Source organism: Ruegeria atlantica, assembly GCF_013032505.1.
GTDB lineage: Bacteria > Pseudomonadota > Alphaproteobacteria > Rhodobacterales > Rhodobacteraceae > Ruegeria > Ruegeria atlantica_F.
The window spans coordinates 125,509-149,438 of record NZ_WQCG01000009.1 but is presented as its reverse complement, the minus strand read 5'-3'; the positions used below and the strand labels follow the sequence as shown (position 1 = coordinate 149,438).

At 58.1% G+C, this 23,930-nt stretch carries 26 protein-coding genes; 15 read left to right on the top strand and 11 right to left on the bottom strand.

Annotation, left to right across the window (positions count from 1 at the left end; genetic code table 11):
- Window positions 1-68 precede the first annotated feature (68 nt).
- The 4 genes from GOW92_RS22415 to GOW92_RS22400 all read left to right on the top strand — a co-directional run bounded on the left by GOW92_RS22415 (window position 69) and on the right by GOW92_RS22400 (window position 3,061).
- The gene (locus GOW92_RS22415) at window positions 69-632 is read left to right on the top strand and encodes a helix-turn-helix domain-containing protein (protein WP_170565234.1); all 564 of its coding nucleotides are present in this window, start codon (window positions 69-71) and stop codon (window positions 630-632) included.
- A gap of 26 nt (window positions 633-658) precedes the next feature.
- Window positions 659-928: a CBU_0592 family membrane protein gene (locus tag GOW92_RS22410; RefSeq protein ID WP_170565231.1), complete on the top strand. Its 270-nt coding sequence runs from the start codon at window positions 659-661 to the stop codon at window positions 926-928.
- A 94-nt stretch (window positions 929-1,022) separates the two neighbouring features.
- Window positions 1,023-1,877, top strand: coding sequence for a 3-mercaptopyruvate sulfurtransferase (gene sseA, locus GOW92_RS22405; protein ID WP_058273039.1), 855 nt, complete (start codon window positions 1,023-1,025; stop codon window positions 1,875-1,877).
- Window positions 1,877-3,061, top strand: a complete 1,185-nt coding sequence (locus GOW92_RS22400) for an aromatic amino acid transaminase (protein WP_170565228.1) — start codon at window positions 1,877-1,879, stop codon at window positions 3,059-3,061. Before sseA ends, GOW92_RS22400 begins: the two co-directional genes overlap by 1 nt.
- Window positions 3,062-3,129: 68 nt before the next feature.
- On the opposite strand, the gene GOW92_RS22395 is transcribed toward GOW92_RS22400, so the two are convergent.
- Complete coding sequence (locus tag GOW92_RS22395) at window positions 3,130-4,440, bottom strand: ammonium transporter (RefSeq protein WP_170565225.1); 1,311 nt, start codon at window positions 4,438-4,440, stop codon at window positions 3,130-3,132.
- A 33-nt stretch (window positions 4,441-4,473) separates the two neighbouring features.
- Window positions 4,474-4,812, bottom strand: coding sequence for a P-II family nitrogen regulator (locus GOW92_RS22390; RefSeq protein ID WP_058273036.1), 339 nt, complete (start codon window positions 4,810-4,812; stop codon window positions 4,474-4,476).
- Between the two features lie 258 nt (window positions 4,813-5,070).
- Here GOW92_RS22390 and GOW92_RS22385 point away from each other — a divergent pair, with 258 nt between their 5' ends.
- Complete coding sequence (locus tag GOW92_RS22385; RefSeq protein WP_170565223.1) at window positions 5,071-7,257, top strand: transglycosylase domain-containing protein; 2,187 nt, start codon at window positions 5,071-5,073, stop codon at window positions 7,255-7,257.
- A 47-nt stretch (window positions 7,258-7,304) separates the two neighbouring features.
- Here the strand turns inward: GOW92_RS22385 and leuB are convergent, their stop codons facing one another.
- The 7 genes from leuB to GOW92_RS22350 form a co-directional block, all read right to left on the bottom strand.
- Entirely contained in the window at window positions 7,305-8,408 is a 1,104-nt protein-coding gene (gene leuB, locus GOW92_RS22380) for a 3-isopropylmalate dehydrogenase (protein WP_170565220.1), read from the bottom strand.
- A gap of 166 nt (window positions 8,409-8,574) precedes the next feature.
- Window positions 8,575-9,606 (bottom strand): endonuclease/exonuclease/phosphatase family protein, encoded by a 1,032-nt coding sequence (locus GOW92_RS22375; protein ID WP_170565218.1) that lies wholly within the window; start codon window positions 9,604-9,606, stop codon window positions 8,575-8,577.
- Window positions 9,603-10,433, bottom strand: a complete 831-nt coding sequence (locus GOW92_RS22370; protein WP_170565215.1) for a hypothetical protein — start codon at window positions 10,431-10,433, stop codon at window positions 9,603-9,605. Before GOW92_RS22370 ends, GOW92_RS22375 begins: the two co-directional genes overlap by 4 nt.
- A gap of 329 nt (window positions 10,434-10,762) precedes the next feature.
- Window positions 10,763-11,368, bottom strand: coding sequence for a 3-isopropylmalate dehydratase small subunit (gene leuD, locus GOW92_RS22365; RefSeq protein WP_170565212.1), 606 nt, complete (start codon window positions 11,366-11,368; stop codon window positions 10,763-10,765).
- A 42-nt stretch (window positions 11,369-11,410) separates the two neighbouring features.
- A complete protein-coding gene (locus GOW92_RS22360; protein ID WP_170565209.1) occupies window positions 11,411-11,965 on the bottom strand; it encodes an HdeD family acid-resistance protein in 555 nt (184 codons plus the stop codon).
- Window positions 11,966-12,002: 37 nt separating this feature from the next.
- Complete coding sequence (gene leuC / locus GOW92_RS22355; RefSeq protein WP_170565206.1) at window positions 12,003-13,406, bottom strand: 3-isopropylmalate dehydratase large subunit; 1,404 nt, start codon at window positions 13,404-13,406, stop codon at window positions 12,003-12,005.
- Window positions 13,407-13,449: 43 nt separating this feature from the next.
- A complete protein-coding gene (locus tag GOW92_RS22350) occupies window positions 13,450-13,557 on the bottom strand; it encodes an isopropylmalate isomerase (protein ID WP_082025160.1) in 108 nt (35 codons plus the stop codon).
- 101 nt (window positions 13,558-13,658) lie between these two features.
- Between GOW92_RS22350 and GOW92_RS22345 the strand changes: the two genes are divergently transcribed.
- The 4 genes from GOW92_RS22345 to GOW92_RS22330 all read left to right on the top strand — a co-directional run bounded on the left by GOW92_RS22345 (window position 13,659) and on the right by GOW92_RS22330 (window position 16,537).
- Complete coding sequence (locus GOW92_RS22345) at window positions 13,659-15,011, top strand: mechanosensitive ion channel family protein (RefSeq protein ID WP_170565202.1); 1,353 nt, start codon at window positions 13,659-13,661, stop codon at window positions 15,009-15,011.
- Between the two features lie 164 nt (window positions 15,012-15,175).
- Window positions 15,176-15,535, top strand: coding sequence for a ribosome silencing factor (rsfS, locus tag GOW92_RS22340; protein ID WP_058276550.1), 360 nt, complete (start codon window positions 15,176-15,178; stop codon window positions 15,533-15,535).
- Between the two features lie 44 nt (window positions 15,536-15,579).
- A complete protein-coding gene (gene rlmH, locus GOW92_RS22335) occupies window positions 15,580-16,050 on the top strand; it encodes a 23S rRNA (pseudouridine(1915)-N(3))-methyltransferase RlmH (RefSeq protein ID WP_170565199.1) in 471 nt (156 codons plus the stop codon).
- Window position 16,051: 1 nt separating this feature from the next.
- Complete coding sequence (locus GOW92_RS22330; RefSeq protein ID WP_170565196.1) at window positions 16,052-16,537, top strand: flavodoxin family protein; 486 nt, start codon at window positions 16,052-16,054, stop codon at window positions 16,535-16,537.
- Here the strand turns inward: GOW92_RS22330 and GOW92_RS22325 are convergent, their stop codons facing one another.
- Both GOW92_RS22325 and GOW92_RS22320 read right to left on the bottom strand, forming a co-directional pair.
- Window positions 16,538-16,885: a hypothetical protein gene (locus tag GOW92_RS22325; RefSeq protein WP_170565194.1), complete on the bottom strand. Its 348-nt coding sequence runs from the start codon at window positions 16,883-16,885 to the stop codon at window positions 16,538-16,540. It lies immediately after the preceding gene.
- Window positions 16,886-16,920: 35 nt separating this feature from the next.
- Complete coding sequence (locus GOW92_RS22320; protein WP_170565298.1) at window positions 16,921-17,631, bottom strand: DUF599 domain-containing protein; 711 nt, start codon at window positions 17,629-17,631, stop codon at window positions 16,921-16,923.
- Window positions 17,632-17,712: 81 nt separating this feature from the next.
- Here GOW92_RS22320 and GOW92_RS22315 point away from each other — a divergent pair, with 81 nt between their 5' ends.
- The 6 genes from GOW92_RS22315 (at window position 17,713) to GOW92_RS22290 (ending at window position 23,923) form a co-directional block, all read left to right on the top strand.
- Entirely contained in the window at window positions 17,713-19,161 is a 1,449-nt protein-coding gene (locus tag GOW92_RS22315; RefSeq protein ID WP_170565191.1) for an FAD-linked oxidase C-terminal domain-containing protein, read from the top strand.
- A 25-nt stretch (window positions 19,162-19,186) separates the two neighbouring features.
- Window positions 19,187-20,287 (top strand): FAD-binding protein, encoded by a 1,101-nt coding sequence (locus GOW92_RS22310; RefSeq protein WP_170565188.1) that lies wholly within the window; start codon window positions 19,187-19,189, stop codon window positions 20,285-20,287.
- A 4-nt stretch (window positions 20,288-20,291) separates the two neighbouring features.
- Entirely contained in the window at window positions 20,292-21,608 is a 1,317-nt protein-coding gene (gene glcF, locus GOW92_RS22305) for a glycolate oxidase subunit GlcF (RefSeq protein ID WP_170565185.1), read from the top strand.
- A 118-nt stretch (window positions 21,609-21,726) separates the two neighbouring features.
- Entirely contained in the window at window positions 21,727-22,521 is a 795-nt protein-coding gene (locus GOW92_RS22300; RefSeq protein WP_254453112.1) for a trypsin-like serine peptidase, read from the top strand.
- On the top strand, window positions 22,518-23,333 hold the full coding sequence (locus GOW92_RS22295; RefSeq protein WP_170565182.1) for a trypsin-like serine peptidase: 816 nt from the start codon (window positions 22,518-22,520) through the stop codon (window positions 23,331-23,333). Before GOW92_RS22300 ends, GOW92_RS22295 begins: the two co-directional genes overlap by 4 nt.
- A gap of 122 nt (window positions 23,334-23,455) precedes the next feature.
- Window positions 23,456-23,923 carry an Hsp20 family protein gene (locus GOW92_RS22290; RefSeq protein ID WP_170565179.1) on the top strand — a complete coding sequence of 156 codons (468 nt, stop codon included), beginning with the start codon at window positions 23,456-23,458 and terminating at the stop codon, window positions 23,921-23,923.
- Window positions 23,924-23,930 lie beyond the last annotated feature (7 nt).

Below are 23,930 nucleotides of genomic sequence, written 5' to 3'. Positions count from 1 at the left end.
GTGCGTACGTTATAGCGCACGTACCACATGTGCGCTATAACGCACAAGAGGATTCGAGAGACGACAATATGGCACCGGACGAAATTACGCTGAAACTAAGGGACGTGCGGGCGGCCTCGGGGCTGAGCCTGTCCAAGGTTGCCGACATGACCGGGGTCAGCAAGGCCATGCTGGGCCAGATCGAACGCGGCGAATCAAGCCCGACGATTGCGACACTTTGGAAGATCGCAAAAGGGTTCCAGATGCCGCTGAGCGCTCTGATCGGGCCTGCTGCGATGCGCGATCCGGCTGACGCTGACGTTTTTCGCACGGTGACCTTCCCGGGCAGCATCGAAGTCAAGATTGTCTTTCCCTACGATCCAGCACTTGGGGCTGAGACCTTTCATGTCGAGCTTTCGCCAAACCAGAGCCATGAATCGGCTGCTCATGCGACTGGGGTAACCGAAGAAGTGTTCGTTCTGAACGGTACGCTGGACGTTCTGCGTGACGGTGACTGGGTACCGCTACAGGCTGGGCAGGGGCTGCGGTTTGCCGCCGACCTACCGCATGGCTACCGGGCCGGGGCAACCGGCGCAGCCTTTCTGAATATGCATCACTACGGACAACCGGCGAACGCGGCGCCGGGCGCCTGATCTCAATTCCCATTCGGAGGCAGGCAATGGCCGCTTTTCTTGATAGTCTGACGTTGGCTGATGCTGTCGGATCCTTCGGTGCTATGGTCGTCGTGGCTGCTTATTTCGCGACACAAATGCGGATGATGAACTCCGACGATCTGGCCTTTCCGATCCTTAATCTGGCCGGGTCCGCTCTGATCGTCTATTCGCTGCTGCAGAACTTCAATCTGGCTTCAATGCTCATCGAGTGCTTTTGGATCGTGATCAGCATCATTGGGATAATCCAGTTCATCAAATTGCGGCGCGCCGGTTGAATGCGACCTGATCTGGAATGGTAGCGCCATCCAGTCTTGAACCCGCATGCGCGCGCGTATAGGGACAAACCAAGCGCGTTTAGGGGAGACTTTGATGCAGGACGATCCGAAAACCCTCGTTTCTACCGAATGGCTTGCCGCCCATCTCAAGGACCCGGATCTGCGGGTGCTGGACGGGTCGTGGTATTTGCCTCAGCAAGGGCGGGACGCAAAGGCCGAATATGACGCGGCCCACATCCCCGGTGCGAGGTTCTTTGATATTGATGACATCTCGGACCACCGCTCGGACTTGCCGCATATGGCGCCCCCGGTCGAAAAGTTCATGTCCCGCCTGAGGGCGATGGGCGTGGGCGACGGCCACCAGGTTGTCGTTTATGATGGGGCCGGTTTGATGTCTGCCGCCCGTGTATGGTGGTTGTTCCGGTTGATGGGGCAGGAAAACATCGCCGTTCTGGATGGTGGTCTGCCGAAATGGCAGGCCGAGGGACATGAGATCGAAGATCTGCCGCCGGTGATCCGCGACCGCCACATGACCGTCCGGGTCCAGAACCATCTGGTCCGTGACGTCACGCAGGTATCTGCCGCCGCCAAGCTGGGAGATCATGAGATCATCGACGCACGCTCTGCCGATCGTTTTGCCGGAACCGGAACGGAACCGCGTGAAGGTCTGCGAACGGGCCGCATTCCCGGATCGCGCAACGTGCCTTTTGGCACTTTGCTGAACAAGAATGGCACGATGAAATCCCCCGAGGAATGCCGCGCCATCTTCGAGTCCGCAGGTGTGGATCTGTCGAAACCAGCCATCACATCCTGCGGGTCGGGTGTGACCGCCGCAATCCTCAGCCTTGCGCTTGAACGCATGGGCAAGAAAGACCACTCGCTTTATGACGGCTCCTGGGCTGAATGGGGTGCCTTCCCGACCCTGCCCGTCGCAACCGGAGAGAACTGATGTTCGAAAACCTCAAACCGCAGCCTGCCGACAAGATTCTGGCGCTGATGCAGGCGTATCGCGAAGACCCCCGCGATCAAAAGATCGACCTGGGAGTTGGTGTTTACAAAAATGCCGAGGGCGTGACCCCGGTGATGCGTGCGGTGAAAGCGGCCGAAAAGCGCATCCTGGAAGAGCAAGAGAGCAAGGCCTACACCGGATTGGCGGGCGACCCGGCTTATGCCGATGCGATGATTGGCCTGATCCTGGGCACCTCGGTTCCACGCGGCAACATCGCTGCCGTGGCGACGCCGGGCGGAACCGGTGCCTGCCGTCAGGCATTTGAGATGATCCGCATGGCCAACCCCTCGGCCCGCGTGTTCGTGTCGAACCCGACATGGCCCAACCACCTGTCGATCCTGAACTATCTGGGGATGGAGACGGTCCAGTACCGGTATTTCGACGGTGAAACCCGTGGCGTCGATTTCGACGGCATGATCGAGGATCTGAAAACTGCGAACGCGGGCGACGTGGTCCTGCTGCACGGTTGCTGCCACAACCCAACCGGTGCCAACCTGAACATGGTGCAGTGGCAGGAGGTCGTGAACCTGATCAACGAGCGCGGCCTCGTGGCAATGATCGATATCGCCTATCAGGGCTTTGGCGACGGACTGGAAGAGGATGCGCAGGCGACCCGCCTGGTGGCTTCGTCGGTCAAACGTTGCCTGATCGCAGCGTCCTGCTCGAAGAATTTCGGTGTCTATCGCGAGCGGACCGGCCTGTTGATGGCAATCAGTGATGACCCGGCTCAGACGGCTCTGAACCAGTCCACGCTGGCATTCCTGAACCGTCAGAACTACTCGTTCCCGCCGGATCACGGCGCACGGGTGGTGACGACGATCCTGAATGATGAAGCCCTGCGCGCTGACTGGGCGGTTGAGCTGGAGGAGGTGCGCCTGTCCATGCTGGGCTTGCGCCAACAACTGGCAGACGAGCTGCAGGCTCAAAGTGGATCCGATCGCTTTGGGTTTGTCGCCCAGCACCGCGGCATGTTCTCGCGTCTGGGGGCGGCACCGGAACTGGTCGAAAAGCTGCGCGCGGATCACGGCATCTACATGGTTGGTGACAGCCGGTTGAACATTGCTGGCTTGAACGCGACGACGGTTCCGATTCTGGCTAAGGCGATCGTTGACGTCGGTGTCTGATTCAATCCAATAAATCAGAAAACCCGGGCGCGAACGCCCGGGTTTTTTTGTTTTCGAGGGGCAGGCTATTAGCCTTTCGAAAACTCTGGATAAGCTTCCATACCCAGTTCTGCCATGTCGAGGCCGTTGATCTCGTCTTCTTCGCTGACGCGGATGCCGACCGTCGCCTTCAGAATTGTCCACAGGATCAACGCGCCAACAAATGTGAACACACCATAAGCTACGATACCGGTCAGCTGTGTGATCAGGTTTGCTTCGCCGTAGAAGATCACGGCGATGGTGCCCCAGATGCCTGCGAACAGGTGAACCGGGATGGCACCGACAACGTCGTCGATCTTGAACTTGTCCAGCATCGGAACCGCGAAGACCACGATGATGCCGCCAACTGCGCCGATCCACAGCGCTCCGAACAGGGTCGGGGCAAGCGGTTCTGCAGTGATAGAGACCAGACCGGCCAGCGCGCCGTTCAGCACCATGGTCAGGTCAGGTTTCTTGTACAACACCTGCGTCATGATCAGGGCTGCGATAGCACCAGATGCGGCGGCCATGTTGGTGTTGGCAAAGATGCGGGACACGTCGGATACGTCACCCACGGTGCCCATCGCCAGTTGCGAGCCGCCGTTGAAGCCAAACCAACCCAGCCACAGGATGAACGTACCCAGGGTTGCCAGCGCCAGATTCGAGCCGGGCATCGGGTGAACTTTGCCGTCTTTGTACTTGCCAATGCGGGGGCCAAGGATCAGGCAGCCCGCCAGAGCGGCCCAGCCACCGACCGAATGCACAACTGTCGAACCAGCGAAGTCGGAAAAGCCCATGGCATCCAGCCAGCCGCCGCCCCACTTCCAGGAACCGGAGATCGGGTACATGATACCAGTCAGAACGATCACGAATATTAGGAAGGGCCACAGCTTTATGCGCTCGGCCACGGCGCCGGACACGATGGACGCGGTTGCCGCCACAAAGACCAGCTGGAAGAAGAAGTCCGAACCGATAGACGCGTAGTCTAACGCCGCGTCTGCGGGCGCAACACCCACGGCATCAAGCACGGTCGGACCGCCAAGGGCAAAGAAACCATTAAAGTCGCCCGGATACATCGTGTTGAAGCCGACCAGCCAGTACATGATCGCGGCAATCGAAAACAGCGCGATGTTCTTGATCATCTGCATGGCGACGTTCTTGGAACGCACCAGACCGCCCTCGAGCATGGCAAATCCTGCAGCCATGAAGAAGACAAGGAAGCCTGCCATCAGGAACAGCAGGGTGGTAAAAATATACTGGGTGTGCAGCGCAGCTTCGCCCTCGGCGGCCTCTTGCGCCAGACCCATCTGCGGCAGCACGACAAGCGCGGCGGCAGGGATGAGAGATTTCATCAGGTTCATGTGACTTCCTCGAATGTATGTGAGTGGCGACGCTTACAGCGCCTCTTCGTTCGTTTCCCCGGTCCGCACGCGCAGGGCCTGCTCGACATCGAGGACGAAAATCTTGCCGTCACCGATCTTGCCGGTTTTGGCGGTTTTGGTGATGGTTTCGACGATCTGGTCGGCCATCGTGGCAGGTACCACGATTTCGAGTTTGATCTTGGGCACGAAGTTCACCGCATATTCGGCCCCACGATAGATTTCGGTGTGACCCGATTGCGAGCCGAAGCCCTTGATCTCGGTCACCATCATGCCGCGCACGCCGGCCTCGGTCAGTGCCTCACGCACCTCCTCAAGCTTGAACGGCTTTATTGTTGCAATGATCAGTTTCACGTCTTTCCCCTCTTCCTGTCCGGCGGGACCGGCTTGTTTGCACCTGCAGAAAAAGAGCGTGACTGACCGCCGTAAGAAACGGTATGGGCGGCCGAACGCAGGGGAAATTTGGGTCAGGTGCACAATTTTTGCACAAAAAAGCGCTTCTGCCCGATTTCTAGGCAGGTTATGGAGGCGGCATAGGGGAATTTCATACCTCTACTTCATGTCTATGGCAGGGTATGGTGCCTCAAAACGATAACCGGGCAGAGTTTGAGCATGACTGAGTCCAAGCGCCGCAAGACATCGCTTGTTGCGGACAAAAGATACCCTTCCAAAGGGCGCAAACCCGCGACCACACAGCGGACGACAAAGCCCGCTGGCAAGAAGGCGACGGCGCGCAAGACGTCGACTCGCAAAACCGCCCGGAAAAAAAACCGTAAATCGTCCGGTGGCGGCGGAGGATTCTTTCGGCGTCTTTTCCGTTGGTTGTGGCGACTGATTTGGGGCGTGACCTGGCGGGTGGGCGCGGTGGCCGCCATGCTGTTGGCTTTGGCGGTCGGTGTTGTCTACTCCTCTTTGCCAGATGTCGATGCCTTGCTGGACGGCCGTGCGCGCGGGTCGGTGACCCTGTTGGATCGGGATGGCAAGGTCTTCGCCTGGCGCGGTGATCAGTTCGGTGGTGTCATCACGGCCGATACCGTATCGCCCCATCTGAAGAACGCGGTCGTCGCGACCGAGGACAAACGATTCTATCGCCATTTCGGCGTCAGTCCGCGCGGCGTCGCGAGCGCCGTACGCATCAACCTGAGCGAAGGACGCGGGCCGCTGTCCGGGCATGGCGGTTCGACCATCACGCAGCAAACCGCAAAGCTTTTGTGCCTTGGCGTTCCTTATGAACCCAGTGAATGGGAGTCCGAGGCGGCGTATGAGGCGGATTGCCGCCAGGGCTCGTTGTGGCGCAAGGCTAAGGAAGCGGTCTATGCGATGGCGATGGAGGTCAAATACTCCAAGGATGAGATCCTGACCATCTACCTGAACCGGGCCTTCCTCGGTGCGGGTGCGCGTGGTTTCGAGGCCGCAAGCCAGCGCTATTTCGGGATATCGGCGGCTGAGGTCAGCCCGTCACAGGCCGCGATGTTGGCTGGTTTGTTGGTTGCGCCGACGCGCTATGCCCCGACGAACAACTTGAAACGCTCACAGGACCGGGCGCAGTTGGTGGTTGGCCTGATGGAGGCGCAGGGATACCTGACCGCGGCGCAAGCCAGCAGCGCACGCAACAATCCCGCGCAATTGTCCGAAGCGGCAGCCGCACGCGCTGGCGGTTACTTCGCTGACTGGGTAATGGCCAGCGGACCCGAGTTCTTTACACGAAACACAACCGAAGACGTGGTGATCCGCACCACGCTGGATCAGCGTATCCAGAAATCAGCCGAAGAGGCGTTGCAGTTCATCTTTCAGGAGAAAGTCCGCGAAGGTTCCAAGGCTCAGGCCGCGATCGTGGTGATGTCAGCGGATGGGGCCGTGCGTGGAATGGTCGGTGGGCGAAAAACACGCGTGTCCGGTGCCTTCAACCGGGCCACGCAGGCGCTGCGGCAAACGGGATCATCATTCAAACCCTTTGTTTATGCCACTGCGCTGGAGCTTGGCTATTCGCCACTGGATACGGTCGTAGATGAACCCTACTGCGTGAATATTCCGGGGTCCGGTCAGTGGTGCCCCAAGAACTACACTAACAAGTTCTATGGGCGCGTCACGCTGGCGGACGCCTTAAAGAACTCGCTGAACATCCCAGCGGTGAAAGTGGCTGAGATTGCTGGGTTGGACAATGTTCGCACCGTGGCCAGCGAGTTTGGCATCGATAGCGATCTGGCGCAGGGCCCCGCATTGGCGCTGGGCGCGTCGGAAAGCACGCTGATCGAGATGACGGGGGCCTATGCGGGTATCCTGAATGGCGGCTCGGCGGTGGAACCCTATGGGCTGACCGAATTGAAGCTGTTGGGCGATCAAACCCCGGTCATGGTTACGACAACAGGCATTGGTGAGCGGGTCATCAACGACAAAGCCGCCAAGCAACTGACGTGGATGATGGAGCGTGTCGTGTCCGAAGGCACTGGTGCGCGCGCTCAGTTGCCCGGATGGCAGGTCGCGGGAAAGACGGGGACGACCCAGGCCGCCCGCGATGCCTGGTTCATCGGTTTTACGGCAGACTACGTGACGGGCATCTGGATGGGGTATGACGACAACACCCCATTATCCGGTGTGACTGGAGGCGGGTTGCCGGCTGAAATCTGGAAAGAAACCATGCTGCGCGTCACCGAAGGCATGACACCGACGCCGTTGCCGATGCTGGCCCCGGACCCACCGGTCAGAACAGCGCAACCTCAGCAACAGCGCCGTAAGAACCAAACCGGGTTGGACCGGGCCATCAACAACCTGCTGAACAACATTTTCGGTGGAAACTAAAAAAGGCGGTGCGCTGGCACCGCCTTTTGAATTGAATGAGCGTCTGATCAGAGGCTGTCGTCAAGGGCGGCCAAAATCGCATCACCCATCTCCGTGGTCGAAACCGGCGTGACGCCTTCATCTGCCAACAGGTCGCCTGTGCGAACACCGTCGGCCAGCACTTTCTCGATCGCAGCTTCAAGACGATCTGCTTCCTCAAGCTGATCAAAGCTGTAGCGCAGCGCCATGGCGAAGCTGAGGATACAGGCGATTGGGTTAGCTTTTCCCTGACCGGTGATATCCGGAGCAGAGCCATGGACGGGTTCATACATCGCCTTGGGACGGCCGTTCGCCATCGGAGCACCCAAGCTGGCCGAAGGCAGCATACCCAACGAGCCGGTTAGCATCGCGGCGCAATCCGACAGGATGTCGCCGAACAGGTTGTCTGTCAGGATGACGTCGAACTGTTTGGGCGCACGCACCAACTGCATCGCACCATTGTCGGCATACATATGGCTCAGCTCTACCTCTGGGTATTCCTTGGCCACACGTTCCACGACCTCGCGCCACAGGATGCCGGATTCCATGACATTGGCCTTCTCCATCGAGCAGACCTTCTTGCCCCGGCGCATCGCCAGTTCAAAGGCCGAGCGCGCGGCGCGTTCGATCTCGGATTCAGTATAGCGCTGGGTGTTGATGCCAACACGCTCATTGCCTTCCTCAAAAATGCCCCGCGGCTCTCCGAAATAGACGCCCGAGGTCAGCTCGCGCACGATCATGATGTCGAGGCCGGCAACGATGTCTTTCTTCAGCGACGAGAAATCAGCCAGTGCGTCAAAGCACTGCGCCGGACGCAGGTTGGAATACAGGTCCATTTCTTTACGCAGGCGCAGCAGGCCACGCTCGGGCTTGAGGCTGAAATCCAGATCGTCGTATTTCGGGCCGCCAACGGCACCCAGAAGAACCGCGTCAACCTCTTGCGCCTTGGCCATGGTTTCGTCCGATAGTGGCTTTCCATGGGCGTCGTAGGCTGCACCGCCGACCAGATCCTCGCTCACGTCGAATTCTAGGCCACGATTGGCACCGAACCAGTCGATGACTCTGCGCACTTCGGCCATGACTTCGGGGCCAATTCCGTCTCCGGGCAGGATGAGGAGCGAGGGGTTGGACATGAAGGATCTCCTTGCGTTTTACAGCACAGGCCCTAGCGTCTGCGCGGCATCGGGTCAATGAGACGATCTCGCCTGAGGGCAAGGAAAATACAGGTTTGTTTCCGTTAGCGTCTGAAAATTGCGCCGGGCCTGTTTGTCAGGCCAGAACAAGGCGCAAGCGGCCGTATCAGCGCGGTAATTTCAGGTCGACCCAGATCAGCCGGTGACGACTGGCAGTTTCCGCAGTTTTGCGTTCATTGGTGCCTGCGGCAGGCCAGTGCACACCTGAATCTGCCACCTGCCAATGCTTGGACGGCAGGACATAATCAACCCGCATCGCGCCAACCGCCTTCCAGACCACGGTCGTCAACTCACCTGAGGGACTTTCAGGCGAAGGGTCCTGAACGCGCGGGTCATTCAAAAGGTTTCGGATCGCTTCTTTTCGCCCATCGCCCCGTTCTGGGTCCAGATTGACATCCCCGGCGATGACAAACGGGCCACTGGGTGCGCGCCCGACATCCCCGTCCAACACTGCAGACCAGAGGCGAATCTCATCCCGGTTTCGCAGACCGTTGCGATCCTCGGGCCCGTCAAACACGGGGGGTGAGGCATGAAAGGTCATCAAATCCAGCGGCCCCCCGGGAGTTTCGATAGGCACAACCCAATGAGCTACCGAAGACAGTCGCTGAACGTTTTGGGCCTGTTCTGATGGGAAGGGCGCCGTGCCGCGGTGGGGCAGTTCAGCGCCGGGAAGGTCCCGCCATAACAAATCAGAAAGGTCCTGAACCTGATCCAAAGCGATAGGATAACGGGACATTACAGCCAGGCCACCCTGACCGGTGAACCGCCCCCAGCCCTGTGCGTCGCCGGGGCCACTGGTGCGGCCGTCTCCGTCCATATCCAGATTCGTTTCCAGACCGGAATTCGGCCGATCTGCGAACGTGTAGGGATAGTCTAAACCGGCTTCGCGTAACCGACTTGCTAGGGCTGCAAGCGCCTGCCCCTCAAAATCCCAGTCGATACCCTGCAGCGCAATGATATCGGGACGAGTTTGCGCCAAAACCCCGATGACTGCCGTAACCTGATCATCTCCGCGGCGAATATCCCGCAGCAGCAACCCCGGTCCATCGCGGCTGAGTTCTGTGTTGTAGGTGGCAATACGGATCGTCTCTGCCTGCGCCATAACGGGCAACAGAAGCAGGATTATGATGCGGATCATGCGGTCTGCGTAGACTCGGCTGTAGAATAAGCGCGCCGCTTCTCGACGATCAGGTTGGCAATACGCAGGGTTGCCATGCCACGCATGATCATGCTGGCTGGCAGGAAAGCCCAAGCGCTGAGCGTCCAGATCAGTGTCTGAGGATTGCTCAGTGAGATCGGCTCGGCATAGTCGGTCAACAGTTTGATCAGCGCCGGGATCAGGAACGGCAGCAGGATACCGATACAAATGTTCAAACGCCCGTCGCGCTGCAGTCGCGTGACCACGTCACCGCCTTTGGTCGGGTCGAACAGAGGTAGATTGGTCCAGACATTGAATGCGCCGTTCCCGGTTGGCCAACCGCGCACTTTCACCGCATAGGCAAAGCTGGCAATCGTCACCAATGCAGCGACATATGCGACGCTGGCGGAAATGCGAACCAGTTCGATCAATGGTGTACTTGCATCCGCCGGCAGCATCAGGATGATCAGTCGAACCGGCGAATAGGGAAAGTCGACCACATTCGCGACACCCACACCAAAGGAATAGAATGTCGTCGTCAAAGTAGTCGGCGTATAGGCGTTCTTGCAGATGAGTGTCAGGAAAGTGATCATCGACATCAGCCCGACAAAGCGCAAACGGTTCACAGGCGGTGCATCACGGAATTCGATAAAGCTGGGAAAGGCAGAGTTATATTCGGCGAACGTCAGGAAAAACGCGAGAATGGCGAGAAAGACGACAATCTCGGTCCCATTCGTAGACGATACAGGCAGGTACAACGCGGGCGTCAGCACCATAAGTGCGACCAATATTCCCCGAATCGCCGCCCCTGTTGTGCGCGCAATCACTATCCAAACCCTTTCAAACCGGATTGACCGCTTCTTTGACGGTTTCGTCCCAACTTGTGCCCGACAATTAATTTTCTACGGGTGCCTCTTTAATCGCCAACACTGACGATAAGCGGCATTCCGCTCAAGCCAAGCTGCAGAAAACACGTGATTTCGGGCAAAAAGATGGCGAAACTGGTGCGCCTTTGCATCATTTTCGTCGCAAATTCGGCGTGCATCACAAGGCCGACACTACATGTTGTGGTTGTTGGATTGATAACCCCAAGAATGCGAACGGGGCCGCCAAAGCGACCCCGATAGGTTGAGTATCCACAGATTCGTTCTTGGAATCAGACCCAGGGGCGAGCCTGGCTTGCGTGATCCTCAAATTTGTCGATGTGGTGATCTTTCTCCATCGTCAGGCCGATATCGTCCAGACCATTCAACAAGCAGTGCTTACGGTGGGGGTCGATGTCGAACTCGATCACAACACCATCCGAGGTGGTGATTTGCTGATCTTCTAAATGCACGGTCATGCGGGCGTTTTCGCCCTTATGTGCGTCATCCATCAGAATAGCGTGATGTTCCTCTTCCACCACGATGGGCAGGATTCCGTTCTTGAAGCAGTTGTTGAAGAAGATGTCGGCGAAGCTGGTCGAGATCACGACCTTGATGCCGAAATCCTTGATTGCCCATGGCGCGTGTTCTCGCGACGACCCACAGCCGAAATTGTCGCCTGCAACCAGAATCTCAGTCTGGCGATAGGCGGGCTTGTTTAGAACGAAATCCTCGTTCTCGCCGCCATGATCGTGATAGCGCATCTCGTCAAACAGCACGACGCCAAGGCCGGACCGTTTGATGGTTTTCAGGTGCACTTTCGGGATGATCATATCGGTGTCGATATTGATCAGCGGCATTGGGGCGGCCACCCCGTGGACTTTGTCGAACTTTTCCATGTCTACACTCCTGCGGGAGAGGGCCGCGCCCATGCCCCGCGTTTAAGCTTCTTTCGCTTCAGTTGTTGCGTCGTTTGGTGCGTTTTTGATGAAGAACGCCATGAAGACCAATCCGAACCCGTTGAACAGCATCTCAATGCCCAGGAAAATGCCCAGAATGCTGAGCAGCACCTGAGGATCGCTTCCTACATATGTCCAGATGATACCGGCAAGGACGATCGACAAGATGCCCGAGACCATCGTGGGCCAGAAAAACTGTGTTCCTTTCATCTGGAACGACAGAATAACCCGCGCGATGCCGCCTGCCATGAACAGGATCAGCATCACGGTCGCCAAGGTCAGGGTTCCCTGCAAAGGGTGGTCCAGGAAGGACCAGCCCAGAAACAGCATCACCGCACCCATGATGAGTGACAGAATTTTGTTGCCGGTGCCTTCAACCGTAAAGCCGCCAACAACCTGCAGCGCGCCTGATATCAGCAGCAACACACCGGTTACCACCGTCACCGCGACGGACGCCACAACTGGCGCGCCCAGTACAAAGATACCGAACGCTATGGATAGTAGCCCCAGCAGGAGCCATTTGACCCAGTCACTCATGTTTTCAATCCCTCAAATATCTAGATATGAGGGGACCTTACATCAATTCACGGACGTCTGTCAGCCGTCCTGTGATTGCCGCTGCGGCAGCCATCGCCGGGCTCAGCAAATGGGTGCGTCCGCCCCGGCCCTGACGGCCTTCGAAGTTGCGGTTCGAGGTCGCGGCACAGCGTTCGCCCGGCTGCAACTGATCCGGATTCATTGCCAGACACATCGAGCATCCCGCCAGACGCCATTCGAACCCGGCTTCTTTGAAAATTTCGGCCAGACCTTCTTCCTCGGCCTGAGCGCGGACCAAACCTGAACCTGGCACGACCATGGCACGCATGCCGTCCTTGATCTTTTTGCCCTTCAGGATTTCAGCCGCAGCGCGCAGGTCTTCGATACGGCCGTTGGTGCACGAGCCGATGAAAACAGTGTCGATCTCGACATCGCTCAGCTTTTGACCGGCTTCCAGCCCCATGTACTCGATCGAACGACGCGCTGCTTCGACCTTGCCGCCTTCGAAATCTTCGGGCTGCGGCACGGTTGCAGTGATTGGCAGAACATCCTCGGGGCTGGTGCCCCATGTGACGACCGGCGCGATGTCTTCGCCGCGCAGCGTGATGACCTTGTCGAAATGGGCGTCTTCGTCGGTGAAAAGCGTTTTCCACCACGTCAGAGCAGCTTCCCACTGGGCACCCTTCGGGGCATGTGGGCGACCTTTGACGTATTCGAAAGTGGTTTCATCAGGCGCAATCAGGCCTGCGCGGGCGCCGCCTTCGATCGCCATATTGCAGACGGTCATGCGGCCTTCCATCGACAGATCGCGGATCGCTTCACCGCAATATTCGATGACATAGCCGGTGCCGCCAGCAGTGCCGGTCTCGCCGATAACGGCAAGAGTGATGTCCTTGGCGGTCACACCCGGCTGCAATTTGCCGGTGATTTCCACCTTCATGTTCTTGGACTTCTTCTGGATCAGGGTTTGCGTGGCCAGAACGTGCTCAACCTCGGACGTGCCGATGCCGTGGGCCAGCGCACCAAACGCGCCATGGGTGGCGGTGTGGCTGTCGCCGCAAACAACGGTCATGCCGGGCAGGGTCCAGCCTTGTTCGGGGCCGACGATGTGCACGATGCCCTGACGCACATCATTCACCGGGTAATAGTGAATGCCGAAATCCTTGGCGTTCTTGTCCAGTGCTTCGACCTGAATGCGCGATTCGGGGTTTTCGATGCCGTTCACGCGATCGGCTGTTGTCGGCACGTTGTGGTCTGGTACCGCAATGGTCTTTTCCGGTGCGCGCACCGGACGACCGGCCATGCGCAGCCCTTCAAAGGCTTGCGGGCTGGTCACTTCGTGAACCAGATGTCGGTCGATATAAAGCAGGCAGGTACCATCATCGGCTTCGTGCGCGACATGGGCATCCCAGATCTTGTCATAGAGTGTTTTGGGGGACATCGGTCCTCTCCCGTATGTAATGAGAAATAGCTGGCGAGGTGGCTTAGGCCGCGGATAGGCGGGCCAGAACCGTGCGGGCAGCCCCAAAGAACCGTTCGCGCAGACGCGCGCGGTCTTCCAGATTCTGTTCTTGGGCCACATTGAGTCTCATGCGCTCCAGATATAACGGGGTTTGCCGTCAATCAAGGTTCAATCCCGCACCGGGCTTGCATCGCGCCGCATCGCTGTCCAAGCTGAGGTCAGGAGACGTGCATGAACCAAGACCTGATCCCCAGTTCGCTGTCGGACCTTTATGAAAACATGATCGCGGGGTTTTCCGTTCAGTTCGCCAAACTTGCCGATCTGATTGTCACTCCGGGTTGGCGGCGGCACCAGTTGGTAATCATCCTCGTTCTCTGGGCTTTGGCATATGTGTTGAAACTGGTCACGCAACACCGGTGGGAGACCTGGGCACGGGCCCGGACCGGCTGGCCAAAGTGGCGGCTGCGCATTCTTGTACAGCTGATGCAGCGCCTGACGTTGGTCTATTTCGTTTTGTTGTCCTGGACGCTGTACCTGATCATGCAGAATGTGACCTGGCCGTCGCACAGTTACATAATCGGCGTGATCGCGACCTTGGCCGCCGCGTGGCTGGCGATTGCGCTGGTGGCCCGACTGGTGCGTAACCGCACGCTGCGGCGGATCTTCAAATGGGCAATGTGGGTCTATGCAACGCTGGTTGCGCTGAATTTGACGGATGACGTGGCTGAGTTTTTGGACGGCGTCGCAATTTCCATCGGTGATCTGCACATCTCGGCTCTGGGGATACTAAAGGCCATACTGCTAATCGGCGTGCTGCTGACGCTGGCCCGTATCGGGACCCGCACGGCAGAGCGGGGATTGCAGAGGAATGACGACATCACGCCCTCGATGCAGGTTCTGTTGGCCAAAGGCATTCAGGTTCTGCTCTATGGTGCTGTCTTTATGGTGGCTATTCGCACCCTGGGGTTCGACCTGACCGGCATCGCACTGTTGTCAGGTGCGATCGGTGTGGGCATCGGTTTTGGCTTGCAAAAGGTTGTGTCGAACCTGATTTCCGGAATCATCATCCTGATGGATCGCTCGATCAAACCGGGCGACGTGATCTCGTTGGGCGATACCTTTGGTTGGATCAATGCGCTTGGCGCGCGCTATGTATCAGTGGTCACCCGAGATGGGCGTGAATACCTGATCCCGAACGAAGACCTGATTACCAATCAGGTGGTGAACTGGTCGCATTCGGACCGGTATGTGCGTCTGGATCTCGATTTTGGCACCAGCTACGACGACGATCCGCATGAGGTGCGCGCCACGGCGATCCGGTCGGTCAAAACAGTGAAACGTGTTCTCAGCGGGGGGTCGCATGAGCCGGTCTGCCATATCACCGGGTTCGGCGACAGCAGCGTGGACTATGTGTTGCGGTTTTGGATCAGTGATCCGACCAAGGGGCTAACCAACATTCGGGGCAATGTTTACCTCGCCCTCTGGGACGCCTTCAAGGCCGAGGGGATATCGATTCCCTTCCCTCAGCGCGAGGTTCGGTTGCTGTCGGACGGCGCAGACTCGCAACAGATCGCCAAAGAGTGAGCGCCTGTGCGGTCCCTAAAGCGCCCGTTCATTGAAATGTTGCATTCCCCTTGTTACCTTATTAGTACCCCTGCGCCGGGGTTTGGCGGCGCGCAGCAAAGGAGGACTATGTCCTGTCTCTACATACCCAGGCGGGTTTGCCCGCCGATGACGGGGCCGGTGTAATGGCCCACTCTCAGTCAATCAGCGACAAGCTGCTTGAACGTATCCTTTCCTCACTTTCCGATGACAAGGCCGAAGACGTCGTGCAGATCAACCTGCAAGGCAAATCGTCGGTTGCGGATCACATGGTGATTGCCTCGGGTCGGTCGACCCGTCAGGTCTCGGCCATGGCGGAAAAATTGACGGATCGCATCAAGCAGGAATTCGGTTTCACCTCGAAGGTCGAAGGCAAGGATGCCGGCGACTGGGTGTTGATCGATACGGGCGACGTGATCGTTCATATCTTCCGCCCCGAAGTGCGTGAATTCTATCAGCTGGAAAAGATGTGGCTGCCTCAGGGCGGCAGCGCCTCGGCGAACTGAGGCGCCATCCCGGCCTGCATTAACAGGCCGGCGGCGAGAGAAATATGCGTATAAGCATTTGTGCGGTCGGGCGATTGCGTGCCGGACCGGAGAAGACCCTGCTTGACGATTACCTGACCCGATTTGACCGGACCGGCCGCGCGCTGGGCCTTGGTCCTGCGCGCGTGGTCGAGGTTGAAGACAAGAAAAACGCAGGCATGGGCGCCGAGGCCGCGTTGCTGCGCAAGGCCCTGCCCAAAGGCGCAGTGATCTGCACGTTGGACGAACGAGGGCGGGTGATGTCCTCGCCTGATTTTGCTAAGAAACTGGGTGCCTGGCGTGACGCCGGACGGCAGGATCTGGCGCTGATCATTGGCGGAGCCGACGGAATAGACCCTAATTTGCGGGCTGAGGCTGATTTTTCCATCTCATTCGGATCGATGGTCTGGCCCCATATGCTTGTCCGTGTGATGTTGGCTGAACAACTTTACCGGGCCGCCACCATTCTGTCGGGCGGCCCTTATCACCGGGTCTGACATGGCGCAGCTTTTGATCGTCTACCATTCGCGAACCGGCGGCAGCCGCCAGATGGCCGAAGCCGCTGCGGAAGGCGCGCGCGAAGAAGCGGGGACCATCTTGAAACCCGCGGACGAGGCTGGCCCCGAAGACCTGCTGAGCGCCGACGGCTACATCTTTTGCGCACCCGAAAATCTGGCGGCCATTTCGGGTGTCATGAAGGATTTCTTCGATCGCAGCTATTACCCGGTGCTGGGCCGAATTGAAGGGCGCCCCTATGCGCAGATGATCTGCGCTGGGTCCGACGGTGAGAATGCAGCCCGTCAAACCGCGCGCATTGCAACCGGTTGGCGTTTGAAGGAAGTTCAGCCTCCGCTGATTTTTTGTACCCATGCGCAGACGCCCGAAGCTATTCTGGCTGAAAAAACCATTCCGCAGGATCAACTGGTTCAATGCCGCGATATCGGTGCCGCGTTGGGCGCCGGTCTGGCGCTGGGCGTTTTCTGATTAGTTCAGTGTGACCAGCGTGGTTTCGTCATCCCAACCGTCGACGCTACACCGCGCCTGAATCTGGACCTGTGTCACGCCATCTGGAACCGTCACTCCGGATAACGAGCGCGTAAACGGCTGCTCATTCTCATGCGGATGATGCAATACGCGCATGCCCAGTTCATTGCCGTCCATATCTAAAACGCGCCAGCCATCGGCATAGTGATCCCACCCGGTGTCTGGGTGCCGGATCGTCACGTCGAAACGCCATGTGTCACCACTTTGACTGGCCGCCACTTTTTCAATCACGGAAGGATCGGCAAGGGCCGGGCTGGTCAGAAGAAGGCTGAGAATCAAATACCGCATGGGGCGATCCTAGGCTGTGTCCGGCGACATCGCGATCACGAATTCGTGTCGCCCGGTTGGGACATCAAAACCAGCCGGGAATGCGACGCAAACTCGCGCCGGTAAAGAACACCGAAGGTGATTGCCGTGACCAGTATCAGGGGCGCCGGGCCCAGAATCCAGGCGACGGATGCCAGGGCAAAATAGGTCACGCGCAAGCCACGGTTAAAGCTGCGTGCTGCGGTGACGCAGATTTCGGCCGCCTGTGCCGCGCGTGGATAGGCTTGGGGGTCCGAGGGATCATTGGGTACTGCTGCCATCAGAACCGCGCAATACCCAAACAACCGATGCGCCCAGACGTATTTCAGGAATGCATTGGCCAAAAACAGGATGATGATCAGGATCTTGATCTCCCAAACCATGGCCGGTGCGCTGCCGATGGCCAGATCATTGGCGACACCGGCAAGGCGTTCGGTGTTGCCCAGTAAAGCCAACCCGCCCCCGATGGCAATCATCGTGGTCGAGGCAAAGAACGTGCTGCCCTGACGCATCGCCGCGACCACCTGTGCATCGAACATTCGGGGCTGCCGCGTGACCATTTCCCGCATCCATTCGCGACGATAATCATCCATCATCATCGCCACGGAACGCTTGGTGGGTGAGGGGTTTTCGATCCGCCACCCGATCCACAGCCAGGCGATCAAAAGCAAGGCAATGGCCGCATAGTCCAGCGGTGAAAATAGTTGTGCGCGATCAATCCACGTCATGCCGGCGACATTAGAGCCAGACATGGAAACTTGCCAGATGGAGAAATTGGTAATATTATTTTACCAAATGGAGGATCAGCCATGGAAATGCCAACGCCAAATCCTGACGTCCTGCGCCGCAAGGCCGTTGTTCTTCAGCGTTTGTTGCAGGTCTTGCCCGAAGACGCGGTAATTCACGAACCGTCAGAAACACGCGCGTATGAATGCGACGCGTTGACGGCGTATAAGTGCCCTCCGATGTTGGCGGTTCTGCCGGCGACCACGCAAGAGGTCTCGGACATTTTGCGCATCTGCAACGAAGAAGGCGTTCCGGTGGTCCCGCGTGGCTCGGGTACTTCGCTGGCAGGCGGCGCATTGCCAACCGCGGACTCCGTTATCCTCGGGGTCGCCCGGATGAATGAAGTGCTTGAGGTCGATTATGACAACCGTTTTATCCGTGTGCAGACAGGCCGCACAAATCTAAGCGTGACCGGAGCAGTCGAGGAAGACGAATTCTTTTACGCTCCCGACCCGTCCTCGCAACTCGCTTGTGCCATTGCTGGGAACATCGCCATGAATTCAGGCGGGGCGCATTGCCTCAAATACGGCGTAACCACCAACAACCTGCTGGGCGTAAAAATGGTGATGATGGATGGCAGCGTGGTCGAAATCGGCGGTGCGCATCTGGACTCTGGCGGTCTGGACCTGCTGGGCGTTATTTGCGGGTCCGAGGGTCAGCTGGGCGTCGTGACTGAAGCCACCTTGCGCATTCTACGCAAACCCGAAGGTGCTCGGCCGGTACTCATGGGTTTTGACGATAACGAAGTTGCCGGGCACTGCGTGTCGGACATTATCAAGTCCGGCATCCTGCCGGTCGCGATCGAATTCATGGACACACTGTGCATTAAGGCCTGCGAAAACTTTGCCCATGCAGGTTACCCCGACTGCACCGCTTTACTGATTGTCGAGGTCGAAGGGTCCGAGGCCGAGATGGACTATCAATTGTCCAAGATCATCGAAATCGCCAAGCGTCACAATCCTGTCGAACTGCGGGAAAGCCAATCTGCTGAGGAGAGCGCGAAAATATGGTTGGGGCGCAAGTCGGCTTTCGGCGCGATGGGTCAGCTGAATGATTACATGTGTCTGGACGGGACGATCCCGGTTTCTTCTCTACCGGAAGTGTTGCGCCGGATCGGCGAGATGAGCCAGGACTACGGTCTGCCGGTCGGCAACGTGTTCCATGCGGGCGACGGCAATATGCACCCGCTGATCCTGTTCGATGCCAACAAACCCGGTGATCTTGAGAAATGTGAGGCGTTTGGAGCGGACATACTGAAGCTCTGCGTTGATGTGGGCGGTTGCCTGACGGGCGAGCACGGGGTCGGGATCGAAAAGCGCGATCTGATGCATCACCAATACACACCTGCGGATCTTGAGGCGCAGATGGCGATAAAGGACGTGTTTGATCCGAACTGGTTGCTGAATCCTGCCAAAGTTTTTCCTCTGGATGCGTCGGAATCTCGGCGAGCCGCACGGATTGCTGCGGAATAGTCGGCTCTAACAAAGAAGAAATGTTATGAACCCAAAGACAGAAGCCGAACTGGCCGAGATGGTGGCCGGACTGAAAGAACCGGTCCGCATTAAGGGAGGTGGTACACGAGGTATTGCCGGGCCGGACGTTGCGATTGAAACCAGCGAGCTTACAGGCATCACCCTATATGAACCCGGCGCACTAACGCTGGTGGCGAAGGCTGGCACGCCTGTGGCCGAAATCGAGGCTGCATTGGACGCAGAAGGTCAGCAATTGGCCTTTGAGCCCATGGATCATCGCGGATTGGTGGGGACCAGCGGTACTCCGACCATAGGTGGTGTCGTGGCAGGCAATGTTTCGGGACCTCGGCGCGTACAGGCAGGCGCCTGCCGCGACTTTCTGCTGGGCGTGCGCTATGTCGATGGCATGGGTCAAGTCGTCAAGAACGGTGGCCGGGTCATGAAGAACGTGACCGGCTATGATCTGGTCAAACTGATGGCGGGGTCATGGGGCACTCTGGGGGTTTTGACTGAAGTGTCGTTAAAGGTTCTTCCAAAGCCCGAAGTGTCAGCAACTCTGGCCGTTCAGGCACCCGATGTGACCACCGGAATCGCGGCACTGTCTGCTGCTTTGAAATCGCCGTTTGAAGTTAGCGGGGCGGTTTATGACCCGAACAACGCTTGCGCCCTACTTCGCCTTGAAGGTTTCGCGGGTTCGGTAGCTTACCGGTCTGACAAACTGAAATCCGCGCTGGCCGGTTTCGGTGACGTTAACAGGATTGAACAGTCCGATACATTGTGGGCCGGGTTGCGTGACGCAGCTAACTTCCACGAAGAGAGCGGTGATGTCTGGCGCATTTCGGTGAAACCCTCGGGCGCGCCAGAGATCGCCGGGCGGATCCAAGCGGACCGGACATTGTTTGATTGGGGTGGCGGGTTGATCTGGGCCTTAGTTCCGGATGGAACTGATCTGAGGGCGCGATTGGGCGCGTTTGACGGTCACGCAACGATCGTGCGGGCCGAACCTGAAACACTGTCCAACCTGGGGCGATTCCAACCTGAAACACCTGGTCTTTCGGCTCTAACTAGGGGCATTCGCCATAAGTTTGATCCACGCGGTTTGTTCAATCCGGGACTGATGGGGTAGGCCGATGCAGACGACATTCACCAAGAAGCAGCTGCAGGATCCGGCGATCCAGCGATCGAATGAAATCTTGCGCAATTGCGTGCATTGCGGGTTTTGCACAGCCACTTGCCCGACCTATCAGGTACTGGGCGATGAGTTGGATAGCCCACGCGGGCGCATCTACCTGATCAAGGACATGCTGGAAAATGAGCGTGTGCCGGATGAAAAGACGGTCAAGCATATCGACCGCTGCCTGTCCTGCCTGGCCTGCATGACCACGTGTCCGTCAGGCGTGCACTACATGCATCTGGTCGATCACGCGCGGGAATACATCGAAGAAAACTACAAACGCTCTTTTTCGGATCGTGCGTTGCGCTGGGTGTTGGCGCAGATCCTTCCCTATCCGACGCGGTTTCGCTGGGCCCTTATCGGCGCCAAACTGGGGCGGCCATTCCGCTTTCTGATGCCGGATGCCCGGTTACGTGCCATGCTGGACATGGCACCTAAACACATTCCGCCCGTCAGTCTGAATGACGACCCGCAGAGTTTCTTGGCAAAAGGAACGCAGCGCAAACGGGTCGCACTGATGACTGGCTGCGCGCAAAAAGCACTGAACACTGATATCAACGACGCAACCATCCGTTTGCTGACCCGGTTGGGATGCGAGGTCGTTGTAGCAGAGGGGGCGGGGTGTTGCGGCGCGCTGACCCATCACATGGGGAAGACACATGACAGTCATCTGGCCGCAAAGGCCAATATCAGAGCCTGGAGCGCAGAAATGAACGGCGACGGGCTGGATGCGATTGTCATCAATACCTCGGGCTGTGGGACCACGATCAAGGACTATGGCCACATGTTCCGAAACGATCCCTTAGCTGAAGACGCAGCGCGGGTGTCTTCGATTGCGATGGATATTAGTGAGTTGCTGGTGCAACTCGATTTGCCCGAAGGCGAAAACAAGGACCTGTCCGTCGCTTATCATGCGGCCTGTTCTCTCCAGCATGGTCAAAAGATAAAAACGCATCCAAAAACTCTGTTGAAACAGGCCGGTTTCACCGTGTTAGAGCCTGCAGACAGTCATCTATGCTGCGGCAGCGCGGGGACCTACAACCTGATGCAGCCCGAGATTTCGGGGCGGTTGAAGGAACGCAAGATCAAAACGCTGGAAGCTAAAAAGCCGGACATGATCGCGGCGGGTAATATCGGATGCATGATGCAAATCGGCTCTGGCACGGGCCTTCCCGTGTTGCACACCGTTGAGCTTTTGGATTGGGCGACCGGCGGGCCTGTGCCGCGGGCATTGGGCGACCGGAGTGGATCCGGGGTTCCGATCCTCAAATAGATAAGGCTGATGCAACTGCGCACCACTCTTCACGTTAAACGGACGCGGGCGTCATCGCCCTATTTTTGCCGCACCGGAGGCGTAGGAGAATACGCCAACAGCAAAGCCGGAGTGCCATTTGCGAAATTGGATCACAGCATTGGCGCTGGCTTTGATGCCGTTGTCCGCCGCAGCCCAGGATACCGGGTTGAAAAGTCTGGACACCACCGATGCCGGGCGCGCGTGGATGGCGGTCGGGCGCCTGGATTTCAAAGATGGTGCCGGGTTTTGTACTGGGACACTGATCTCTCCGACGCTTGTTTTAACGGCCGCTCATTGTTTGTTCGACAGAATGACTGGTCAGCGGGTTGATCTGGCCGAGGTTGAGTTTTTGGCTGCCTGGCGTCTCGGACGCGCATCTGCTTATCGGGCTGCGCGTCGGGCCGTTGTGCATCCCGAGTATGAATTCAGCACCGAAGCGACGGCTTCTCGGCTGTACAATGACATCGCGCTGATCGAACTGTGGCAGCCGATCCGCAACACCAGCGTAATTCCGTTCGAAACCGGAGAGCGCCCGGATCGAGGGGCTGAAGTTGGGGTGGTGTCATACGCGCAGGACCGGGCCGAGGCCCCCTCGCTGCAAGAAGTGTGCTCGGTCATGACGCGCACATCAGACGTTTTGGTGTTGTCGTGTGATGTCGAATTCGGGTCGTCAGGGGCTCCGGTCTTTTCCTTTGACGGGGACCGGCCACGCATCGTGTCGGTCGTCGCGGCCAAGGCCGAATTCAACGGCCAGCGCGTGGCGATCGGTACATCGGTCGAAAATTCCCTCGAACTGTTGCAGGCAGAGTTGTCGGCCGGGCGCGGATTTGGCGTGTCTTCATCCAATGGTGGGGCCCGCCGCAATATTGGAGCAAGGTTCATAAAGCCATGAGTCGCCTGCTTCTGAATTTTCTTTTGTTTCTTTCGATCTTTGCAACCTCAACTTACGCCCAAACCGGCAAGCGCAAGCTGACGGATCGCGATGACCTTTACGGGTGGGAGGCGGTCGGACGTCTGGATATCGGCAATCAGGGGTTTTGCACGGGCACCTTGATTGCGCAGGACCTCGTGCTGACTGCCGCGCATTGCGCGGTGGACAAGGCCTCCGGCGATCCTCACGAGCCCGGACAGGTGACCTTCCGCGCCGGATTAAGCCACGGTGAGGCGCTGGCGGACCGTAAGGTCGTACAGATTGCCGTGGATCCGGCCTATGTCAGCAACGCCCCGCTTTCAGCGGATACAGTCCGGGCCGACGTTGCGCTGATGCGTCTTGAGCAGCCGATCCCCTATTCCATCGCCAACCCGTTTGCATTGCACAAAGGTCGGGTTTCCGGGACCGAGGTCAGCCTTGCCTCGTATGGGCGGGGCCGGTCCGAGGCGATCACGCGGGAAAGATCCTGCCGTATTCTGGGCCGACAGCAAGGGTTGATCACCTTCAACTGCGATATCACTTTTGGCTCGTCCGGCTCGGCATTGCTGGCCAAAAACGGCCCGCGCTGGCAGATCCTGTCAGTCGTTTCAGCAATCGGAACCTATGGGGATCGTGTGGCCGGATATGGAATGGAACTTTCCGGTGTGGTGGCAGATCTCAAGGCGGATTTGCGACGGGATGCCCCACGTCCACAGGCAACGATCCGTCGTTTGCAGGTCGGATCAGGAAAGTCGAGTTCCGGCGCGAAATTCATCAGTCCGGGCGGGGGTTGAACTCGGTCAAATTGCTACCCATGTGAACTGTACCGGGTCGCCACGAACGGGGCCCGGCTTAACCAGATGCCCGTCCGAACGGAGGGCAGAACACAGATCGCTCTGATATGAGGATATGACAAATGCGTAGTTTTGATTTTGCACCCCTGCACCGTGCCACCGTTGGTTTTGACCAGATCGCCGACATGATGGATCGCGTGCTGACCAATGATGTGGCTCAGCCGAGCTACCCGCCTTACAACATCGAAAAGACCGATGCCGACACTTATCGCATCTCGGTTGCAGTCGCCGGTTTTTCGGAAAATGACCTTTCGGTCGAAGTAAAGGAAAACGCCCTGATCGTCGCCGGCAAGAAAGCCGCTGAAGACAAAGAGCGCAGCTATCTGCACCGTGGCATTGCCACCCGCGCGTTCGAGCGCCGCTTTGCGCTGGCCGATCACGTGCGTGTCACTGGCGCCAACCACGAAAACGGTATGCTGAACATCGACCTGAAGCGCGAAGTGCCCGAGGCCTTGAAACCGCGCCGGATCGAGATCTCTTCGGCCAATGCCATCGAAAAGGATGTGGTCGACGCCAAAGCTGTGAACTAAGGCAACC

What these genes read in the sequence shown, in the direction of transcription:
- GOW92_RS22310 (WP_170565188.1), top strand. Translation starts at nt 19,187, where the DNA reads ATGAACCCAAAGACAGAAGCCGAACTGGCCGAGATGGTGGCCGGACTG.
- GOW92_RS22315 (WP_170565191.1), top strand. Translation starts at nt 17,713, where the DNA reads ATGGAAATGCCAACGCCAAATCCTGACGTCCTGCGCCGCAAGGCCGTT.
- GOW92_RS22350 (WP_082025160.1), bottom strand. Translation starts at nt 13,557, where the DNA reads ATGAGACTCAATGTGGCCCAAGAACAGAATCTGGAAGACCGCGCGCGT.
- GOW92_RS22290 (WP_170565179.1), top strand. Translation starts at nt 23,456, where the DNA reads ATGCGTAGTTTTGATTTTGCACCCCTGCACCGTGCCACCGTTGGTTTT.
- rsfS (WP_058276550.1), top strand. Translation starts at nt 15,176, where the DNA reads ATGGCCCACTCTCAGTCAATCAGCGACAAGCTGCTTGAACGTATCCTT.
- rlmH (WP_170565199.1), top strand. Translation starts at nt 15,580, where the DNA reads ATGCGTATAAGCATTTGTGCGGTCGGGCGATTGCGTGCCGGACCGGAG.
- GOW92_RS22320 (WP_170565298.1), bottom strand. Translation starts at nt 17,631, where the DNA reads ATGACGTGGATTGATCGCGCACAACTATTTTCACCGCTGGACTATGCG.
- GOW92_RS22410 (WP_170565231.1), top strand. Translation starts at nt 659, where the DNA reads ATGGCCGCTTTTCTTGATAGTCTGACGTTGGCTGATGCTGTCGGATCC.
- leuD (WP_170565212.1), bottom strand. Translation starts at nt 11,368, where the DNA reads ATGGAAAAGTTCGACAAAGTCCACGGGGTGGCCGCCCCAATGCCGCTG.
- GOW92_RS22395 (WP_170565225.1), bottom strand. Translation starts at nt 4,440, where the DNA reads ATGAACCTGATGAAATCTCTCATCCCTGCCGCCGCGCTTGTCGTGCTG.
- GOW92_RS22325 (WP_170565194.1), bottom strand. Translation starts at nt 16,885, where the DNA reads ATGCGGTATTTGATTCTCAGCCTTCTTCTGACCAGCCCGGCCCTTGCC.
- GOW92_RS22375 (WP_170565218.1), bottom strand. Translation starts at nt 9,606, where the DNA reads ATGATCCGCATCATAATCCTGCTTCTGTTGCCCGTTATGGCGCAGGCA.
- GOW92_RS22400 (WP_170565228.1), top strand. Translation starts at nt 1,877, where the DNA reads ATGTTCGAAAACCTCAAACCGCAGCCTGCCGACAAGATTCTGGCGCTG.
- glcF (WP_170565185.1), top strand. Translation starts at nt 20,292, where the DNA reads ATGCAGACGACATTCACCAAGAAGCAGCTGCAGGATCCGGCGATCCAG.
- GOW92_RS22415 (WP_170565234.1), top strand. Translation starts at nt 69, where the DNA reads ATGGCACCGGACGAAATTACGCTGAAACTAAGGGACGTGCGGGCGGCC.
- leuC (WP_170565206.1), bottom strand. Translation starts at nt 13,406, where the DNA reads ATGTCCCCCAAAACACTCTATGACAAGATCTGGGATGCCCATGTCGCG.
- GOW92_RS22385 (WP_170565223.1), top strand. Translation starts at nt 5,071, where the DNA reads ATGACTGAGTCCAAGCGCCGCAAGACATCGCTTGTTGCGGACAAAAGA.
- GOW92_RS22330 (WP_170565196.1), top strand. Translation starts at nt 16,052, where the DNA reads ATGGCGCAGCTTTTGATCGTCTACCATTCGCGAACCGGCGGCAGCCGC.
- sseA (WP_058273039.1), top strand. Translation starts at nt 1,023, where the DNA reads ATGCAGGACGATCCGAAAACCCTCGTTTCTACCGAATGGCTTGCCGCC.
- GOW92_RS22360 (WP_170565209.1), bottom strand. Translation starts at nt 11,965, where the DNA reads ATGAGTGACTGGGTCAAATGGCTCCTGCTGGGGCTACTATCCATAGCG.
- GOW92_RS22295 (WP_170565182.1), top strand. Translation starts at nt 22,518, where the DNA reads ATGAGTCGCCTGCTTCTGAATTTTCTTTTGTTTCTTTCGATCTTTGCA.
- leuB (WP_170565220.1), bottom strand. Translation starts at nt 8,408, where the DNA reads ATGTCCAACCCCTCGCTCCTCATCCTGCCCGGAGACGGAATTGGCCCC.
- GOW92_RS22345 (WP_170565202.1), top strand. Translation starts at nt 13,659, where the DNA reads ATGAACCAAGACCTGATCCCCAGTTCGCTGTCGGACCTTTATGAAAAC.